Genomic DNA, 17,252 nt, shown 5'->3' on the forward strand with positions numbered 1-17,252 from the left:
CGCTACTCTCCGCTCGAGTCGCCCTCGCCCGGCTCGGTCTCGAGGTTCTCGACACAGGCCTCGACGGGCGCGAGCACGTCGTTCGCGATCGAATACGGGTCGGTCTCGCCCCGGCGCACGGCGTCGGCGAGCCCGTCGATTCCGCCGCGTTCGTCGAGTTCGTCCTCGAGCAGGGCGTGGACGTCCTCGCGGAGCAGCGTGCGGATCTCCTCGGCGTAGCGCTGGCGGACCTTCTCGGCTCGAGTGCCGGAATCGACGAGGTACGCGCGGTGGTTCGCGAGTTCGTCGATAAAGGTCTCGACGCCGGTGCCCTTCGTGGCGACCGTTTCGACGATCGGCGGCGTCCAGTCCTCGGCCTCGTCTTCGTCCGCGTCGGTCTCGCCGTCCCAGTCGTCGTGGGCGTCGATCACCTCCTGACTGTGGTGGCCACCGCTGCCACTGCCGAGCCCGCTCTCCTCGCCGAGGTGAACCATCTCCCGAAGCTCCTGTACCGTGCGGTCCGCCCCGTCGCGGTCGGCCTTGTTCACGACGAAGACGTCCGCGATCTCGAGGATACCGGCTTTCAGCGTCTGGATGTCGTCGCCCGAACCCGGCGGGACGAGGACGGCGACGGTGTCGGCGGTCCGGACGATGTCGATCTCGTTTTGGCCCGCGCCGACGGTCTCGATGATGATCTTGTCCTTCCCGAAGGCGTCCATCGCCTTGACGGCGTCCGCCGTCGCCGTCGAGAGGCCGCCGAGCGTGCCGCGGGCGCTCATCGAGCGGACGAACACGTCCATATCGCCCACGGTGGAGGCCATCCGGATGCGGTCGCCCAGCACTGCGCCGCCGGTAAACGGCGATGAGGGATCGATCGCGATGACGCCGACCGTCTCGCCCCGGTCGCGGTAGGTTTCGGCGAGTTTGTCGACCAGCGTGGACTTGCCCGCGCCGGGGCTGCCCGTAATACCGATCACATCGGCGTCGCCCGTGTGCGCGTACAGTTCGGAGACGAGGTCCCGATAGCCCGGCGATCGGTTCTCGATCTTCGAGATGATCCGGGCGAGCGCGCGGTGTTTCCCCGCCAGTAAGTCCTCGAGCAGCGATTCGTCGTCGGCGTCCATGGTCATCGCTGGGGCGCGTTCTCGCGGACGAACTCGATGGTCTCCTCGATCGACGTGCCGGGGCCGAAGATGGCGGCGACGCCTTCTTCTTTGAGCCCCTCGCGGTCCTCGTCGGGGATGACGCCGCCGGCGAGGACGAGGGTGTCCTCTTTCGCCCCGTACTCCTCGAGGCCGTCCATGATCTTCGGGACGAGCGTGTCGTGTGCGCCCGAGAGGATGGAGATCCCGAGCACGTCGACGTCCTCTTGGACGGCCGCCTGCACGATCTCCTCAGGGGACTTGTGCAGTCCGGAGTAGATGACCTCGAACCCGGCGTCCCGGAACGCGCGCGCGACGACGTGAGCACCGCGGTCGTGGCCGTCGAGACCGACTTTGGCGACGAGACACCGGATCGACTCCGCTTCCTGTTCGCTGCTCATACACACACCTACCCGATCCGACTGTTTGACTTTAACGGAAGATGGTTGAAGTTGCGACGAGAAGAGAGGTCTCCGCCCGCCGGCGAACCGCCGGTCGATCGCCCCGTTCCCGGCGCGTATATTGTTTCGTTACTGTCACGTCTCAACGGAATCGGTCCGAACCAAAGGCTAAAGAACGAAACGACCGAACATTCCGCTAATGACTATCGTTCGTCTACTGCGGAGGGATCTATCGTGGGCGTTGAAATAAAGGAAACGCGTGTGCCCGACGCCGAGTTCGAGGAGATGAAGGGCTTCGTCTTCGAGTACCTCGCGGCAAGCGTCGAAAAGGAGGAGGAAGGGGGTCGCATGCGCTGGTACCCGTGGCACTCCGCCGAGTACCGCCACAACCACATCCTCAACGTCGTCGATCTCGCGACCGACATCGCCGAGGAGGAGGGCGCAGACGTCGACGTCACCCGCGTCGCCGCCCTCTTTCACGACGTCGCCAAACTCGAGACCGATCAGGAACTCCACGCCGAGGCCGGCGCTCGCGTCGCCCGCGAGTACCTCGAGTCCCGCGCCGAGTACCCCGAGTCGTTCATCCAGCAGGTGTGTCGCGCGATCGAACACCACTCCTATCAGGGCGATCTGACCGATCTCGCACTGGAGACTCAGTGTCTCATCGAAGCCGATCTGCTCGATAAGGTCGGCGCGAACGGCACCGCCCTGATGTTGCTCCGGATGGGCTACGAGGCCCGCACCCACATGGACTGCGACGAGATGGTCGAGCGCGTCCTCGAGCGCGGCTACGACGCCGCCTCCCGTGTTCAGAGCGACACCGCCGAGGGCATCGCCCACCAGCGCCTGAAACGCGTCAAGTGGTTCAGCGAGTGGCTCGAGGACGAGATCGCCGCGATGGGTAACTAAACGGGTCCGGTGCCGGTCGCGGCCTCGCCCGCTCGAGTCCTGTTTCTCTGACGACCTCGAGACCGGCGTCTCCCGATCGACGACCGACCGAATCGGCCGGTGCGTTCATACTGGTCTGCTCTCGAGACGAGTGTAATGCACATCCCACGTCGACCGAGCACCATCTCAGTTCTCGCCCTCTGCTGTCTCGTACTTCTCGCTACGGTCCCCGTCGCGACGGTCGCCCAGCAGTCTCCGGCTCCCGTCGGGAACGGTGCCGACTCGAGCGGGCAACCGGTCTCGACGTGTTTCACCGGGTCGGGAACCGAGTTTACGATCGGCTCCGAGAACGGCACGCACATCTGGGTTCGATTGCACGCGGCGATGCTGACCGACTCCGGCGGCTCGATCGGCGCCGAACTCGCCGGCTCGACCGGCGGCTCGTCGATCACCGAGGTCGTCGTCGGGTTCGAGTACGTCGGCGACGGGCTCCGCGACCTCCTTACGAGCCCCGCCGACGCGATCGACCTTGTCAGCGGGTTCGATTTCCAACTTCCGATGCTCGAGAACGTGACGACGGGACTCAGCGCGGAATCGACCCAGTCCGACGGGGATCAGTCGGACGGCGAGGAGGGTACCACGGGTAGCGACGGCGAGACGGCGGAATCCGACGGCCGCTTCGAGATGCTCAGGTGCTAAGCCGCCGGCCTCGAGTCGGAACCGCTCGAGCGATGGCTCGAGGAATCGAGCAAGACGCAGTTCGAGGGCCGCTCAGACGAACCGGAGCGCGCCCATGACGAGAAAGAGCAGCCCGAAGCCGACGAGGACGACGGCGCTCAGTGCGGCGACCGCGGGGGCGAACGCATCGACGCGCTTGCCGGCCGCGGCCAGCGCCGCCGGATAGGCGACGATCCACAGGGCGATCCCGCCGAAGAAGCCGATCAGCAGTGCCGGCGAGCCGGTCTGGACGACCAGCGTTCCCGCGAGGACCTGCCCGACCGCCGGGGCGTGTGCGAGCACGTCGAGGGTCCCCGGCTCGAGCAGGCCGACTCCGACGGTGAGCCAGAAGCCGATCTGGTAGGGGTTCGTCAGCGAGAGGACGAACGTCTTCCGAAACCCCGTGGCGGCGGCTCGGCCGGCATCGGTAAACGACGTGGCGGCTCTGGCCTCGTCGATCGCACCGATCGCGAAGTACAGCATCAGACAGCCCCCGGCCAGATAGAGCGCGGGCCTGACGGCCGGAATGCGGTCGATCACGGCGACGATGCCGGCCAAGGTGAGCGCGAAGAAGATCGCGTCCGCGAGCATCGCACCGAGGCCGGCCCGGAAGCCGGCCGGCCAGCCGCGGACGACGCTCTCCTCGGCGATGATCGCGTTCATCGGCCCCGGCGGTGCCGCGAGCGCGAGCCCGAAGATCACGCCGGCCAGCGCTGTAACGACGAATGAAGCCACGCGTTCTCGGTTGCAAGTGGGCGTGCTGCCGTGAAAAGAATCGCGAATTCGACCGCCGTGCTCGCCCGGCCCGAACGCGGGGCGGTCGCGAATCGAACACGCGGCAGTCGGTGGTCGCATCACCTCGCGGAACCGCGGTCGGGTTCCGTATTCAGGCGTCGTCACCGCCCTCATCCGAAACCAGCGGATACGACTGCGTCCCGCCGCTCGAGCGCCGCGCGACGAGCGTCGCGACTGCGATACTGTCATCGTCGTCCTCATTCTCATCCTCGTCTCCGTTCCCGACCGGTCGCCGCCGCTCCTCGTAGGCGAGGATCGTCAGGTCCAGACAGGCTCGGAGTAGGTCGTTCGACCGGTATCGGTAGCGATCGGTCGAGGGGCCGGCGACCGGGTCGCTCGATCGGAGGTGGTGTTCGTAGATCAGCACCCCACCGGGGGCGAGCGCGTCTTTGAGCGCCGGCAGGTGCTCGAGGGCGGCGAAGAAGCTCACGACGATCACGTCGTAGCGCTCGCGGCCGGGATCGAAGTCGGCCAGATCGGCGCGGATCCAGTTCGCGTCGACACCCCGTTCGGCGGCGCGGTCCCGAGCGCGCTCGAGCGCGGCGTCGGAGATGTCCACCGCGTCCACGTCGTAGCCGTGCTTGGCGAGAAAGAGCGCGTTTCGCCCGGCCCCGGTCGCAACGTCGAGCGCGCGATCGTCCGGAAGCGTCGATATACGGCGCTCGAGGGACGGAACCGGGTCATCGTCGGGGTCGAAGTCGGCCTGCTCGTACCGGTCGTTCCATCGGTCGCGGTCGTCGCTCACGGGGCTATCGACGGACGCTCGACGCTTAACTGTCGGGCTCCGAACGGGGCCGTCCGACTGGTTCCGAACGCAGGTGGTCGGTTCGACGCACGAACCAGTGAATCCTTTTTGCATCGCGTCCCATACCAGGTCATACGACATGCCGTCCACGTGCTCCATGACGGTGAGACGACCATGAGACGGCGCGAGCTGATCGCCGGGCTCGGCAGCGTCGGCGTACTCGCCGGGGCGACCGGGATCGCCCTCGGCGGAGTTCCCTCGTTCGGGACGGACCGCACCGCATCCGAGGAGGGCGGGGAGACGGACGGCCCGGTCGAGGTGGAGACGATCGACGCCCGGGGGAGCGAGGACGGGACGATGACCGTCCCCAACGACGACGTTACGGTCGCCATGTTCTTCGTCACTGGATGTGGAAACTGTCAGGCGCAACTGCCCAGAGTCGCCGACGCACGGTCTCGCCTCGTCGCGGACCACGGAGACGATCTCACCTTTCTGTCGGTGACCTACCAGTCGTTCGATACCATGCCGGACGACGAACTCCGGGAGTGGTGGCGTGCCCACAGCGGTAACTGGGCCGTCGGCTACGACTCGAGTTCGACGCTCGCGGCGAACTACGGCATCGTCGGCTACCCCGTCACCGCCGTCATCGACGACCAGGGCGAGAAACGCTGGGAGGAACTCGGGGTCACAGCTGCTGCGGATATCGTCGCGGCCGTCGAGTCCGTCCTCGAGGCGAACGATAGAGAGATGTCCGAGTCAGCCTCCGAGAACGAGACGAGCGGGCGATCGGCGAGCGACTGAACGGTCACCCGTTCGAGCCGCCGAGACCTACGACGAGCCGTTTCCGAACCGGGTGAACAGCCCCGAAATCGACTCCTTCCACGACGACTGCGCGTCCCCGATCGCGGTGATGCCGTCCGGCCCGACGAGACAGAGCCGCTCGCTCGCGACGGCGAGCGCCGTTACCGCTGTCACGGGGTCCACCGCGAGTTCCCACTGCCGGGAGCCGTCGGCGATCCCCAGCGCGGTAACGTGGCCGTCGCCGGTACCCAGACAGACGGTGTCGTCGATGACGACCGGATCGGTCGTCGCCTCGCCGGCGTCGACCCGCCAGCGTTCCGCGCTCGTCCTCGCGTCGACCGCGTAGACGCTTCCGTCGGTACTGGCGGCGTAGACGCTCCCGTTCGCGACCGCCGGCGACGCGGCGAACCTGCCGCCGGTGTCGAACCGAAACTCCCGCGAGCCGTCGGCGGCCGACAGCGCGCACAGCGTCCCCCCGCAGCCGACGTAGACGCTCCCGTCTGCGACCGCCGGTGGCGTTCGTACCGTTCCCGCGACCTCGAGGGACGTCTCCCAGCGCCGGCTCCCGTCGGCGGCCGAGAGCGCTATCACGCGCTCGGCGCAGGCGGCGTAGGCGACGCCATCGTCGACGGCGACGCCGACGAGCGAATCCGTGAGCGGGGCCGTCCAGCGCGGGTGGCCGGTGTCGGCGTCGATCGCGTGGAGGGTGTCGCTGCCGACGTAGACCGTTCCGTCGGCGACGACCGGGGACGTGCGGACCGTAGCGTCCATCCGATACCGCCACTGCCGCTCGCCCGTCTCGATATCGAGCGCGTAGACCGCGGCGTCGCCGCCGACGTAGACGGTGTCACCGACCACGGCGGGCGTCGTCCCGATCGGCGCGTCGGTCTCGAACCGCCAGCGCTCGTCTCCGTCCTCGAGGGCCAGTGCGACGACGGAGCCGGCGTCGCTCGTGGCGAAGACGGTGTCGCCGACCAGCGCCGGCGGGGCGTCGACGGTCCCGGCGGTCTCGACGCGCCACTGCTTGGTCGGCTGCCCGCCGAGCGCGTCGCCGCGACCGACGGAGCCGGTGCCCGCCGGCCCCGCGCGGGCCATCGGCCAGTCGAACTCGTCGCTCCCGTCGTCGCCGTCCTCGAGGCGGTCCGTCGCGGTCGACGCCGCGCTCGAGACCGCCGGGACCGGGTCGTCGACCAGCGGCCGAATCGCGGAGAGCGAGTCGACGGCTTCGAGGGCGGTCAGCGCCCGGATCGCACGGGCTCGAACGCGCCCGTCGGGATCGGCGAGGCGCGGTCGGAGTTCGGCCGCGAGACTATCCGCCTCGGCCTCGAGTTCGTCGGTCGACTCGGCGACGTCGGCCAGCGCGCCGGCGGCGGCGGCTCGAACGTCGGCGTCCGGATCAGACAGCGCCGCAGACAGCTCGTCGGTCGCCGCCTCGAGCCCCTGGGGATCGTCCGCGGCCATCGTCGCCAGCGTCCGTCCGGCGGTGGCTCGGACGATCGGACTCTCGACGGCGAGCCCGGCCGCGACCTTCGAGACGCCGGTCGGCCGCAGGCTGTCCGACTCGTCGGCGAGCACCCCGAGCGCGAGCACGGCGAGCCCGGCGGCCCACGGGTCGTCCTCGAGGCGGTTCCCCAGTCCGGAGAGCTGGTTGTTGATCCCGTCGGTGTGACTCGGCGTCTCGCCGCCGCTGACGAGCGAGGCGGCGTCGAGCAGTCGGTCGTCGACGCTGTCGAGATTGTCCCCCAACGCGGAGCCGTCGTCGGCGTCTGCGAGCGCGAGCGTTCCGAGCGACAGCGCCGCGTATCCGCGGACCGCCTCGGTATCGTCGTCGAGCACGGCGACGAGTCGCTCCCGGCTCTCCGCGGCGTCGTCCGGAGACGCGGCCGCCAGTCGGGCGATCTCGCCCGCGATCGACGCCCGATCGGTCTCGGCCTCGGCCGACTCGAGGTCGTCGAGCAACAGCGCCGTGACCGGTCTGCGGTCGGTTTCCGCGACGACCGCCGTCAGGACGCGGCCGAGCGCCCGCCGCCGGTCGCCCGTCGCCGCCCGAAACCGCTCGACCAGCGGAGTCGCGGCCTCGGCGAGCCGGTCCGCGTCCGTCCGCGCGATGTCGGCCAGCGCCGTCGCCGCCGCGGTCGCGCGCTCGTCGCCGGTCGAGATGATCTCGGTGAGGGCCTCCATCGCCGTCGGCTCGGTCTCGCTCTCCGCCGCGAGGAGCGCCTCGAGCGTCTCCAGCGCCGCCGTTCGAACCCTCGGCGTCGGCTCGACGAGCAGGTCGCAGACGGCCCCGACGGCGGCCGCCGTTTCGGCCCCCGTCTCGAGGCCGAGTGCGGCCAGCGCCTCGCAGGCGGCGATGCGGATCGGTTCCTCGTCGGCGTCGGTCTCCGCGACGGCGAGCGCGACCGGCGGCCGGCGGTCGCTGCGAGAGACGGGCGCGACCGCGGCGAGGGTCTCCCGGACCGTGGCGCGAACGCTGCGGTCGGGATCGTCGACCGCGCCGAAGAGCCCGACCAGCGCCGGCCGGACCTCGTCCGGGTCGGTCCCCGCGAGTCGGGAGAGCGCGAGCGCGGCGTTGTTCCGAACGCTCGCGTCGTCGTCCGCGAGCCGGTCGCCGAGCGGTGCGACGGCCTCGCGGGCTTCCCGCGGCCGTTCGGCGGCGATCGGCACGAGGTCTCTGGCGGCCGACCGCCGGACCGCCGCGTCGTCGTGCTCGAGCCGCCGGCACAGCGATCGGACCGCCGGATGCGCGTCGGCGACTCGGGACTCGGCGATTTCGGCCAGCCGGCGGGCGGCGTGGCCGCGGACCCACTCGTCGTCGTCCTCGAGTCGGTCGACCAGCGCCGAGACGCCGTCCTCGTCGTCGGCGTCCGCGAGCGCGAGTTCGCCCAGCGCGTCGGCCGCGCGGCGGCGGACGGGTTCGTGCGGATCGTCGAGTCGGTCGGCGAGCCGGGAGACGACCGGTCGGATCGCGTCGGGCCGAACCGCCGCGACCGCCGCGACGGCGCGGGCGGCTTCGAACCGTACGTCGTCGTCCTCGTCCGCGAGTACGGCGGCGAGTTCGGCGACGACGGGGGCGACGGCCTCCGGCGTCGCGTCCCCGACGGCGGCGATCGCCGCGACGCCGTGGCTTCGGACCGCCGGCTCGTCCCCCTCGAGGTGCTCCGCGAGCGGTTCGACGGCCGACTCGACCGCGTCGGGCCGCTCCGCCGCCAGCGTCGCCAGCGCGGCGGCCGCATCGATACGAACCGACTCGAGATCGTCGGCGAGTCGGTCGACGAGCGAGTCGACGGCCGGCGCGACCGTGTCGGGGGCGCTCCCGGTAACGGCCCGGAGCGCGCCGACCGTCTCCCGGCGGACGGCTGCCTCGCCGTCGAGGCTGGCGGCCAGCGAGCCGACGACCTCGCCGACGGGCTCCGGCCGCTCCGCCGCGACCGCCGCGAGCGTTGCCGCGGCGTCGGTGCGAACGGCGTCGCGTTCGTCGGTTAGTCCCGCCGCGACGGGTTCGACCGCCGTCGTTACGTCCGAGGGCCGCTCGGCCGCGATCGACCGGATCGCTCGAGCGGCGTGTTCCCTGATGACGGGCTCGTCCTCGAGTCGGTCGACGAGCCGATCGACGGCGTCGAGGACGGCGTCGGGCTCTCGCTCCGCGACGGCCGCGAGGATCGCCGTCGCGTTCTCCCGGACCGTCGCGGTCTCGTCGTCGGTCGCGGCCGCGACCTCATCGGCGATCGACACGACCCGCTCGGGATCGGCGTCGGCGATCGCCGCGAGCGCGTCCGTCGTCCGAACTCGGACCCGCTCCTGATCGTCGGTGACGTAGGCCGCGAGTTCCGCCGCCGAGTCGGCGACGCCGGTCGCGTAGTCGTCGGCGATCGACGCGAGCGCGTCCGCCGCGTCCCCTCGGACCGCCGTCGACCCCTCGAGGCGGTCGGTCAGCGCCGGCACGGCGTCCCGCGCGTCTCGCGGGTAGGCGGCCGCGACGGCCGACAGCGCCGCCGCCGCGTGCGATCTGATCGCCGGATCGTCCTCGAGACAGTCCGTCAACGATCCGACCGCGGACCGAACGTCCGCCGGTCGATCCGACGCCTCGTTTGCCAGCGTCTTGGCCGCGTACTCCCTGACTTCGGGGTCGTCGGCCGTAAGGAACTCCTCTAACTGATCGATACCGACGGTGACTTCGACTCCGTCCCCCTCTCCCTCGCCCGCTCTGTCCGCTATATTGTTCAATTCTGACATAGTGGTCCCTGTCTCACGGCGTGCGTGATTCCGCTACACGCAATCGCGTTGATAGTTGTACATGCAGACACACTCAGTTAATTCTACCTCCAGCAAAACGAGATTCAACGCTGCGATCCGCGCGACCGGTCGAGAGCCAGCGCCGGTTTACGCCTTCGCCTGCCAGCTCCGAACGCGGTCGGCGCTGACGCCCTCGACGTCGTCCGCGATCGCGTCCGGATCGGCGTCGGTCAGATCCTCGAGGTCCTCGATCCCCGCGTCGGCGAGTTTCTCGACGGTCTTCGCGCCGACGCCGTCGAGCGCCTCGAGGTCCGAGCCGGATTCGCTCTCGCGGGCCTGGAACTCCTGATAGTTACAGATCGGACAGCCGAGTTCCCACGGCTCGTCGCCGCTGTGGACGACGAGTTCCGGCAGGTCGTGTTCCTCGCAGCGCTCGTCGGTGACCTCGATGTCGCCCCGGCGGGGCAGCGGCAGCGAGTACTCGCAGTCGGGGTAGCGCGTACAGCCGACGAGCCGCGAGCCGCTCTGGAGCGTTTTGACCGCCAATTCGCCGCCGTGCTCGTCTCCACACTCGGGACACGCGCCCAGTACCGGCCCCTCGCCTGCATCCTCGGCCTTACAGAGCGGGCAGCCGTGGACGAACGTCTGGCGGCCCGCGAGCATCTTGACCTCGTTCAGGCCGTGTTCCTCGCACTCGTCCTCGAGGATGAGCGGCTTGCCGGTCGAGGGCAGCGGGAGCGTGTTCTCGCAGTCGGGATAGCCGTCACAGCCGATGAAATAGGAGCCGTGGCGGCTCCGACGGACGAGCAGGTCCTCGCCGCACTCGGGACACGGCCCGAGGCGCTTGTCGTCTTTGAGCGACTTGCGGAGGTGATCGCCGATCTCGTCTCTGGACTCCGCGAGGTTCTCGAAGATCTCCTCGAGCATCTCCCGGGACTCGTCGGTCACGTCGTCGAGGGTCGCCTCGCCGTTCGCGATGGCGTCCATGTCGGCCTCGAGCTGGGCGGTCATCTCCTCGCTGACGATCCGGTCGGCGTAGTTCTCGGCCGCGTCCACGACGGCCATCGCGAGCTTCGTCGGCCGCGGCGGATCGCTCTCGATGTAGCCCCGATCGTAGAGCTTCTCGAGGGTGTTGTGACGCGTCGACTTCGTCCCGATCCCCATCTCCTCCATCGTCTCGATGAGCCGCGACTGGCCGTACCGGCGCGGCGGCTGGGTCTGTTTCTCCTCGAGTTCGACATCGGAGAGCCCCAACTCCTCGCCCTCGTCGACATCGGGGACGAAGTTCTCCGTGGTGGAGAAGTAGGGATAGACGTCGTGATAGCCGGGTTCGACCAGCCGCTTGCCGTTCGATTTGAGCCGGTGGTCCTCGACTTCCGCGACGACCTTGAGGTGCTCCCACTCCGCGGCGTCGGCGACGGTCGCGTAGAAGCGACGCACGACGAGTTCGAAGACCTCCCACTCGTCGTCGCTCACGTCGCCGCGGGTCGGAATCTCGCCCGTGGGATGAATGGGCGGGTGGTCGGTCGTCTCCTCGTCGCCTTCCGTTGGCAGGATCTCGTCGGCCTCGAGCAGCGACTCGGCGGAGTCGCCGAGCGTGGGATGGCCGACGAACTCGTCCAAGAGATCCTCGGGGTCGAGATCGTCGGGATAGACGGTGTTGTCGGTCCGCGGGTAGGTGATGTAGCCGGCGGTGTAGAGGTCCTCGGCGATCGACATCGCCCGCTTGGCCGAGTAGCCGATGGCACCCGCCGCGCGGATGAACTGGGTGGTGTTGAACGGCTCCGGCGGCGTGTCGGTGCGGGTCCGCCGGTTGACGTCGACGACCGTTGCGGCGTCGCGGTCGGCGAGCGTCTCGTAGACCTCGTCCGCGGTGGTCTCCTCCCAGACGCGTTCGGCCTCGTTGTCGTCCTCGTCGCGGTAGAAGTACTGCGCTTCGAAGGCCGTCTCGTCCTTCGTCAGATCCGCGAAGAGCTCCCAGTAGTCCTCGGGATCGAAGGCCTCGATCTCGCGCTCGCGGTCGACGATCAGCTTCAGCGTCGGCGACTGGACCCGGCCGACGGAGATGAAGTCGTTGCCCAGTTGCCCCGCGGAGAGGGAGAGATAGCGGGTGAGCGCGGCTCCCCAGACGAGGTCGATGATCTGGCGGGCCTCACCGGCCGCCGCGAGATCGAAGTCGAGTTCGTCGGGCTCGTCGAACGCGCTTTGGACCTCGTTCTCCGTGATCGAGGAGAACCGCACCCGACGAATCGGCACGTCCTCGTCGACGTTCCGGACGATGTCGTAGGCCTCCTTGCCGATCAGTTCGCCCTCGCGGTCGTAGTCAGTCGCGATCGTCACCCGCTGGGCGCGACGGGACAGCAGTCGCAGCGTCGCGACGATGTTCTCCTTCGTCGCCGTCTTCTCGACGCTCGCGTCGATCAACTCCACCGGCTCGACGTCCCGCCAGTCGGAGTACTCCGAGGGGAAGTCGACGCCGACGACGTGGCCCGAAAGCCCCACGCAGCGCTTGCCGCCCCACTCGTAGACGTTGACGCCGTTCTCGCGACTCGAGTCGTAGGTCCCGCCGCTCAGGATGTCGGCGATCCGGCGGGCAGCGTTGTCTTTCTCCGTGATTATCAGCTCCACCGGGGATCACCTCCCGCTCCTCGAGTCCGTCGCCGTCGTCGCGGACGAGTGTCGGTCATTGTGGCTCGGTACGAGTGAGTATCTGATAACGTTTTCGCCGAAAACCGGCCGACAGCGCGGGTGTGCGTGCGGTCGCGTTGCGTGCGGGTCGCGTCGCGTGCGCGTGGACCGTGTACGACCGCTGGCTGATCGCTGACTGGTCACGACTCGTCTGCTTGCACTGGCTGCGAGCCGATAGCTGCTGGCGAACAGCCATGACGACCGCACGTCTCGCGACGATTTTCCTGTCTCGAGAGACCTCTACAACGTGTATCAACGGCTGATCGAAGCGGCGACAGACTTAACACTACTTGGTGTTACCACCTAGTTGTATGAGCGAATTCGAGAAATTCAGTCAGGTGGGCGAAGCGGACGTTACCCGCGCGATCGGACAGGAGTGGACCGAGGAGTTTATGGACTTCTCGGACTCGGACGTCATCATCGTCGGCGGCGGCCCCTCGGGGCTCACGGCGGCGAAGGAGCTCTCCGAGCGCGGTGTCAAGGTAATGGTCGTCGAGAAGAACAACTACCTCGGCGGGGGCTTCTGGCTCGGCGGGTTCCTGATGAACAAGGTCACGGTCCGGGACCCGGCCCAGAAGGTCCTCGACGAACTCGAGGTCGACTACAAGCAGTCCCAGGACAGCGAGGGGCTCTACGTCGCGAACGGCCCCGAGGCCTGTTCCGGGCTGATCAAGGCCGCCTGCGACGCGGGCGCGAAGATGCAGAACATGACCGAGTTCACCGACATCGTCATCCGCGAGGACCACCGCGTCGGCGGCATCGTCATGAACTGGACGCCGGTCCACGCGCTGCCCCGCGAGATCACCTGTGTCGACCCGATCGCGGTCGAGGCCGATCTGGTCATCGACGCGACGGGCCACGACGCGATGGCGGTCAAGAAACTCGACGAGCGCGGCGTCCTCGACGCACCCGGCATCGCCGACGCCGAGGAGAACGCGACCGGCATGGACAGCACCGGCGACGACACCTACGGCGCGCCCGGCCACGACTCGCCCGGCCACGACTCGATGTGGGTCGGCGAGAGCGAGGACGCCGTCGTCGAGCACACCGGGCTCGTCCACGACGGCCTCATCGCGACCGGGATGGCGACCGCGACGACCTACGGCCTCCCGCGGATGGGGCCGACCTTCGGTGCCATGCTCGTCTCGGGCAAGCGCGCCGCACAGGTCGCGCTCGACGAACTCGAGGTCGACGCCGACCCCGTCGAACTGACCTCGCGTGCGGCCCCGGCCGACGACTGATCGCGGATCTCCCGCTGTATGGTCGATCGACTCATCTGCTACCGCGCGCCGTCGACGGTCGCCTCGGTCGAGGAGATCGCCGACTGGCTGCGAGCGCGGATCGACGCCGACGTGACCGTCCGGGACCGCTTCCTCGATGTCCACCGCATGGACGACCTCGCGGAGCGGTTCGCCGAGGCGCGGGTCCCCTCGCCGTACGACCGCGAGACGGGAAACACGATGCTCGGGACGATCCGGTACGAGGAACGCGCCCTCGAGAACCCCGAACTCGAGGGCGGCGTGCTCTACGACGGCGCGACGGTTCAGCGCGCGCTCAACGCCGCGCTTCCGGCCCATCAACGGGGCCTCGAGACGCTTCACGTCCCGATCCTCGATCGGGCGATCGGAACGTGGGGGACACACGACGGCCGCTGGCACAAGCGCGTGACCGTCCTCGGACAACCGGCGCTCGTCTCGGTACCCGGCCTCTACGAGGCTCCCGCAAAGCCCGAGGCCTACTACAAGGAACAGCAGCGCCACGCCCTCCTGTCCGGCGGGACACCGCCGCGGGAAGTCCTCGAGAATCAGGTCGAGGGCGACTTCCTGATCGCGGACGATCCGTGAACGACCGACGCGCTGAAGGGGTACGTCCTGCAGTGCTACCACTACCTCGAGACGGGCGAGGCGTTCTGCGATCGGGAGGGCTGTCGGCTGTACAACGCCCACTACCACGAGGACCTGATCGACGCGCAACTGCGAGCACCCGCGTTCTGTCGCGATCACGCGCAGCGCTACGAACCCTGAACGCTCCGAACCGGTTCGTATTTTTGTCCCGGTAGCCTCCGACAACACACAATGAGTGCTGAGTTTACCGTCGACGTTCCCGTCCGCTATCGCGATCTCGATCCGCTGGACCACGTCAACCACGCCGTCTACGCGAGCTACCTCGAGGTCGCCCGAACCGCCTATCTCGAGGAAGTCGCGAAACTGGACTCCGAGGAGATCTCCTTCGTCCTCGCAAACCTCGAGATCTCCTACGAGCGGCCGATCACGATGGGCGACGACCCCACGGTCGCGCTCTCGGTCTCGCGGCTCGGCGACTCGAGTTGTACCATGGCCTACGAGATCCGCGTCGACGGCGATGTCGTGGCGACCGCCGAGACGACGATGGTCCACGTCGATCCCGAGACGAGGCAGCCGAGTTCGATCCCCGAGGCGATGACCCGACGCATCCGGGAGTACGAAGGCCTCGAGGCGGCGGCGTGATCGGCCACCGGCGGTCGACGGCCGTTCGCTTCGCTCGACTCACTCGAGTCGGCCGGCGGTGAGCCGAACGACGCCGAAGACGTGCGTTTCGTCCGCGACGGCGACCGCGCGCTCGCGGAGCCGAGCGTGTGCGGTATCGATCTTCTCATCGAGCCGAAGGTGGGGCTCGTTCTCGTAGCGGAGCTGTGTCGTCGGCGGCGTCGAGAGGACGACGATCGCCCGGAAGACGGCGTTGACCGGCGGCGCGTACCACTCCCGGCTCCGGGCGGCGTTGGCGAGGACGACGGTGCCGTCGGGACCGACGAGATCGCACCAGTCGTCGACCGCATCGGCTGGGTCCGCGAGCATGCCGACGACGAACGTCGCGAGAACGGCGTCGATCGCATCGCCGTCCGCGACCGCATTTAGCGCCCCGCTCCCGCCGCTCCTGATCGGCGGCTGCGTCGCGTCACCCTGCAGAACGTGGACGTTGTCGTACGCCGCGGTGGCCGCGCGAGCCCGCTCGAGGACGGGTCGCGTGAAGTCGATCCCGACGACGGTGCCCTCGGGGCCGACTCGCTCGCGGAGATACGGTAGGTTCGCACCGGTGCCACAGCCCATCTCGACGACGGTGTCGCCGGGATCGAGCCGGCAGGCGGCGGCCGCGCGGCTCCGGAGACCGGCGATCCCGGGCGTTCGGCGCGCGACGAAGTCGTAGAGCCGCGCCCAGCGGCCGTAGAACTCCTGTGCTGATTCGGTCGTCATGAAGAGCAGTCCGATTCCGGTCAGATGAGCGACCGGATCGTGTCCGCGATCGACTCCGCGTCGGTGTCGAGGACGTAGATCAGCGGCTCGATCCCCATGCCGCCGGTCTGGTAGAGCACCGTCGCCTCGGGCTCGTCCTCGATCGCCGCGCCGACGCTCGAGGCGACGTCGCCGGACTCGTCGAACTCGGCGGCGACGCGGCCCCGCTCGGTCAGTTCGTCGATCAGTTCGGGATCGTACGTGATGTTGATCGCCGCCGAGGCGTCCGCGCCGTGGCGGCGCGCGGCCAGCAGCACCTGCGCGACGTGCTCGGAGACGCCGAACTCGGGGTCCGCGGGGACCGTGGCCTGTCCTTTCACGTCGAAGATCCGGCCGGGGACGCCCGCGACGTCGTCGACGGTCTCCGCGTCCGGCGTACAGGCCACCAGATTCGAGCCGACCGCGGGGATCAGGCCCGTGAATCCGCTCGCGGTCTCGAGCATGCCGAGTCCGCGCCGGAGCGAGGAGAGGACACGCTCGCTGGTCCGGAGGTCGCTCTCGGGGTCGTGTACCCGGAAGCTCGAGCCGTGATCGGCCAGTTCCGGGACGGCCTCCTCGTGGAGTTGGGCGAGCAGGTCCCCGCCGGACTCCAGTTCGCGGATCAGGACCTCGATCTCGATCAACGCTTGGACGGGCGATATATCGCCGGCCGCCAGTCCGCTTCCGAGTTCGTCGACGAGGTCCCGAACCCGGTCGTCCTCGGCGATGCGATCGTTGACGGTCACGTCGCCGTGGGCGTACTTCGAAACGGCGCTCTGGCTGATTCCGAGCACCTCGGCGACCTCGCTCTGCGTGAGCCCCCGGTCCCGGAGGTCGCCGGCGAGCAGCGACCGGATAGTCGGGAGGAACTCGTCCACGACGATTTCTTCGGCGAATTGCATTCGTTGCTCGTGGCTACGGGCGGCCGACGGGATAACTTGTCGGTCGGACCGGCGGCGACCGGCTCGAGCGGGGGTCGACGAGGATCGAACCCGACGCGCTCGGTCTAGAAGACGACCGGCGCGACGATCGACGCGAACTCGTAGGTGAAGACGTGGTTGAGCAGGACGTAGGTGACGACCCCGAGGAAGAGACTCAGGATCCACGCGCCGGCAGCGATCCGCCCGACGCGGGCGTGTGCCGTCTGGCGGAGTTCGGCGGGCGTGTGGCTCAGGCCGAGGACCAGCGCGTAGAGGACGACCGGGACCGAGACGATCGAGAGGATGATGTGGATCGCCAGCATGACGAGATACGGATAGTAGGCCAGATCGGGGCCGACGAACTCCTTCGTCCCGCCGCCGCCGACCTTGAGCAGGTAGACGACCAGAAAGCCGAGGATCAACACGAACCCGCCGATCATCGCGAGTCGGTGTTTCTCGACCTCGCCGGCGCGGATCCAGTACCAGCCGAGCGTCAGCACGACGGTCGCGGTCGTGTTGATGACCGCGATCACGTGCGACAGCAGGTCGACCTGCGCGTTCGTCAGATCGGGATAGATCGGGATGTCGAGGAGGAACGTCCCGAGGACCAGCGCGTACCCGACGATCGTCAGGAGGAGCGTTACGCCCATCGGCTGCTCGCGGAGCCGCCGTCTTGCGTCAGCGGTTGCCAT

The 17,252-nt window shown here is 68.8% G+C and carries 14 protein-coding genes and 1 pseudogene; 6 read left to right on the forward strand and 9 right to left on the reverse strand.

Features of this window, described 5'->3' with window-relative positions; genetic code table 11:
* Positions 1-2: 2 nt before the first annotated feature.
* Together meaB and ACT4ML_RS07980 are read right to left on the reverse strand one after the other, a co-directional pair.
* On the reverse strand, positions 3-1,109 hold the full coding sequence (gene meaB / locus ACT4ML_RS07975) for a methylmalonyl Co-A mutase-associated GTPase MeaB (RefSeq protein WP_444720379.1): 1,107 nt from the start codon (positions 1,107-1,109) through the stop codon (positions 3-5).
* Positions 1,106-1,522 (reverse strand): cobalamin B12-binding domain-containing protein, encoded by a 417-nt coding sequence (locus ACT4ML_RS07980; protein ID WP_138245735.1) that lies wholly within the window; start codon positions 1,520-1,522, stop codon positions 1,106-1,108. Before ACT4ML_RS07980 ends, meaB begins: the two co-directional genes overlap by 4 nt.
* A gap of 234 nt (positions 1,523-1,756) precedes the next feature.
* On the opposite strand from ACT4ML_RS07980, the gene ACT4ML_RS07985 reads away from it, so the two are divergent.
* Together ACT4ML_RS07985 and ACT4ML_RS07990 are read left to right on the forward strand one after the other, a co-directional pair.
* On the forward strand, positions 1,757-2,431 hold the full coding sequence (locus ACT4ML_RS07985) for an HD domain-containing protein (RefSeq protein ID WP_083902750.1): 675 nt from the start codon (positions 1,757-1,759) through the stop codon (positions 2,429-2,431).
* Between the two features lie 135 nt (positions 2,432-2,566).
* Positions 2,567-3,109 (forward strand): DUF7332 family protein, encoded by a 543-nt coding sequence (locus ACT4ML_RS07990; RefSeq protein WP_444720380.1) that lies wholly within the window; start codon positions 2,567-2,569, stop codon positions 3,107-3,109.
* Positions 3,110-3,181: 72 nt separating this feature from the next.
* On the opposite strand, the gene ACT4ML_RS07995 is transcribed toward ACT4ML_RS07990, so the two are convergent.
* Together ACT4ML_RS07995 and ACT4ML_RS08000 are read right to left on the reverse strand one after the other, a co-directional pair.
* Complete coding sequence (locus tag ACT4ML_RS07995) at positions 3,182-3,862, reverse strand: LysE family translocator (protein WP_444720381.1); 681 nt, start codon at positions 3,860-3,862, stop codon at positions 3,182-3,184.
* A 151-nt stretch (positions 3,863-4,013) separates the two neighbouring features.
* The gene (locus tag ACT4ML_RS08000; protein ID WP_444720382.1) at positions 4,014-4,667 is read right to left on the reverse strand and encodes a class I SAM-dependent methyltransferase; all 654 of its coding nucleotides are present in this window, start codon (positions 4,665-4,667) and stop codon (positions 4,014-4,016) included.
* A gap of 174 nt (positions 4,668-4,841) precedes the next feature.
* Between ACT4ML_RS08000 and ACT4ML_RS08005 the strand changes: the two genes are divergently transcribed.
* The gene (locus ACT4ML_RS08005; RefSeq protein WP_444720383.1) at positions 4,842-5,468 is read left to right on the forward strand and encodes a TlpA family protein disulfide reductase; all 627 of its coding nucleotides are present in this window, start codon (positions 4,842-4,844) and stop codon (positions 5,466-5,468) included.
* 27 nt (positions 5,469-5,495) lie between these two features.
* On the opposite strand, the gene ACT4ML_RS08010 is transcribed toward ACT4ML_RS08005, so the two are convergent.
* Together ACT4ML_RS08010 and ACT4ML_RS08015 are read right to left on the reverse strand one after the other, a co-directional pair.
* A complete protein-coding gene (locus tag ACT4ML_RS08010) occupies positions 5,496-9,704 on the reverse strand; it encodes a sister chromatid cohesion protein PDS5 (protein ID WP_444720384.1) in 4,209 nt (1,402 codons plus the stop codon).
* Positions 9,705-9,851: 147 nt separating this feature from the next.
* Positions 9,852-12,332, reverse strand: coding sequence for a DNA topoisomerase I (locus tag ACT4ML_RS08015; protein WP_444720385.1), 2,481 nt, complete (start codon positions 12,330-12,332; stop codon positions 9,852-9,854).
* A 371-nt stretch (positions 12,333-12,703) separates the two neighbouring features.
* On the opposite strand from ACT4ML_RS08015, the gene ACT4ML_RS08020 reads away from it, so the two are divergent.
* The 3 genes and pseudogenes from ACT4ML_RS08020 (at position 12,704) to ACT4ML_RS08030 (ending at position 14,878) form a co-directional block, all read left to right on the forward strand.
* Positions 12,704-13,633, forward strand: a complete 930-nt coding sequence (locus ACT4ML_RS08020) for a sulfide-dependent adenosine diphosphate thiazole synthase (RefSeq protein ID WP_444720386.1) — start codon at positions 12,704-12,706, stop codon at positions 13,631-13,633.
* An 18-nt stretch (positions 13,634-13,651) separates the two neighbouring features.
* Positions 13,652-14,416, forward strand: a pseudogene (locus tag ACT4ML_RS08025) (DUF7001 family protein).
* Between the two features lie 51 nt (positions 14,417-14,467).
* Positions 14,468-14,878, forward strand: coding sequence for an acyl-CoA thioesterase (locus ACT4ML_RS08030; protein WP_444720387.1), 411 nt, complete (start codon positions 14,468-14,470; stop codon positions 14,876-14,878).
* Between the two features lie 39 nt (positions 14,879-14,917).
* Here ACT4ML_RS08030 and ACT4ML_RS08035 read toward each other — a convergent pair whose 3' ends face one another.
* The 3 genes from ACT4ML_RS08035 to ACT4ML_RS08045 form a co-directional block, all read right to left on the reverse strand.
* Complete coding sequence (locus tag ACT4ML_RS08035; RefSeq protein WP_444720388.1) at positions 14,918-15,622, reverse strand: class I SAM-dependent methyltransferase; 705 nt, start codon at positions 15,620-15,622, stop codon at positions 14,918-14,920.
* 20 nt (positions 15,623-15,642) lie between these two features.
* Positions 15,643-16,542 (reverse strand): thiamine-phosphate synthase family protein, encoded by a 900-nt coding sequence (locus ACT4ML_RS08040; protein ID WP_444720389.1) that lies wholly within the window; start codon positions 16,540-16,542, stop codon positions 15,643-15,645.
* Between the two features lie 104 nt (positions 16,543-16,646).
* Entirely contained in the window at positions 16,647-17,252 is a 606-nt protein-coding gene (locus tag ACT4ML_RS08045; RefSeq protein WP_444720390.1) for a DUF420 domain-containing protein, read from the reverse strand.

It is taken from the genome of Natrinema sp. LN54, assembly GCF_052439245.1.
Taxonomy (GTDB): Archaea; Halobacteriota; Halobacteria; order Halobacteriales; family Natrialbaceae; genus Natrinema; species Natrinema versiforme_A.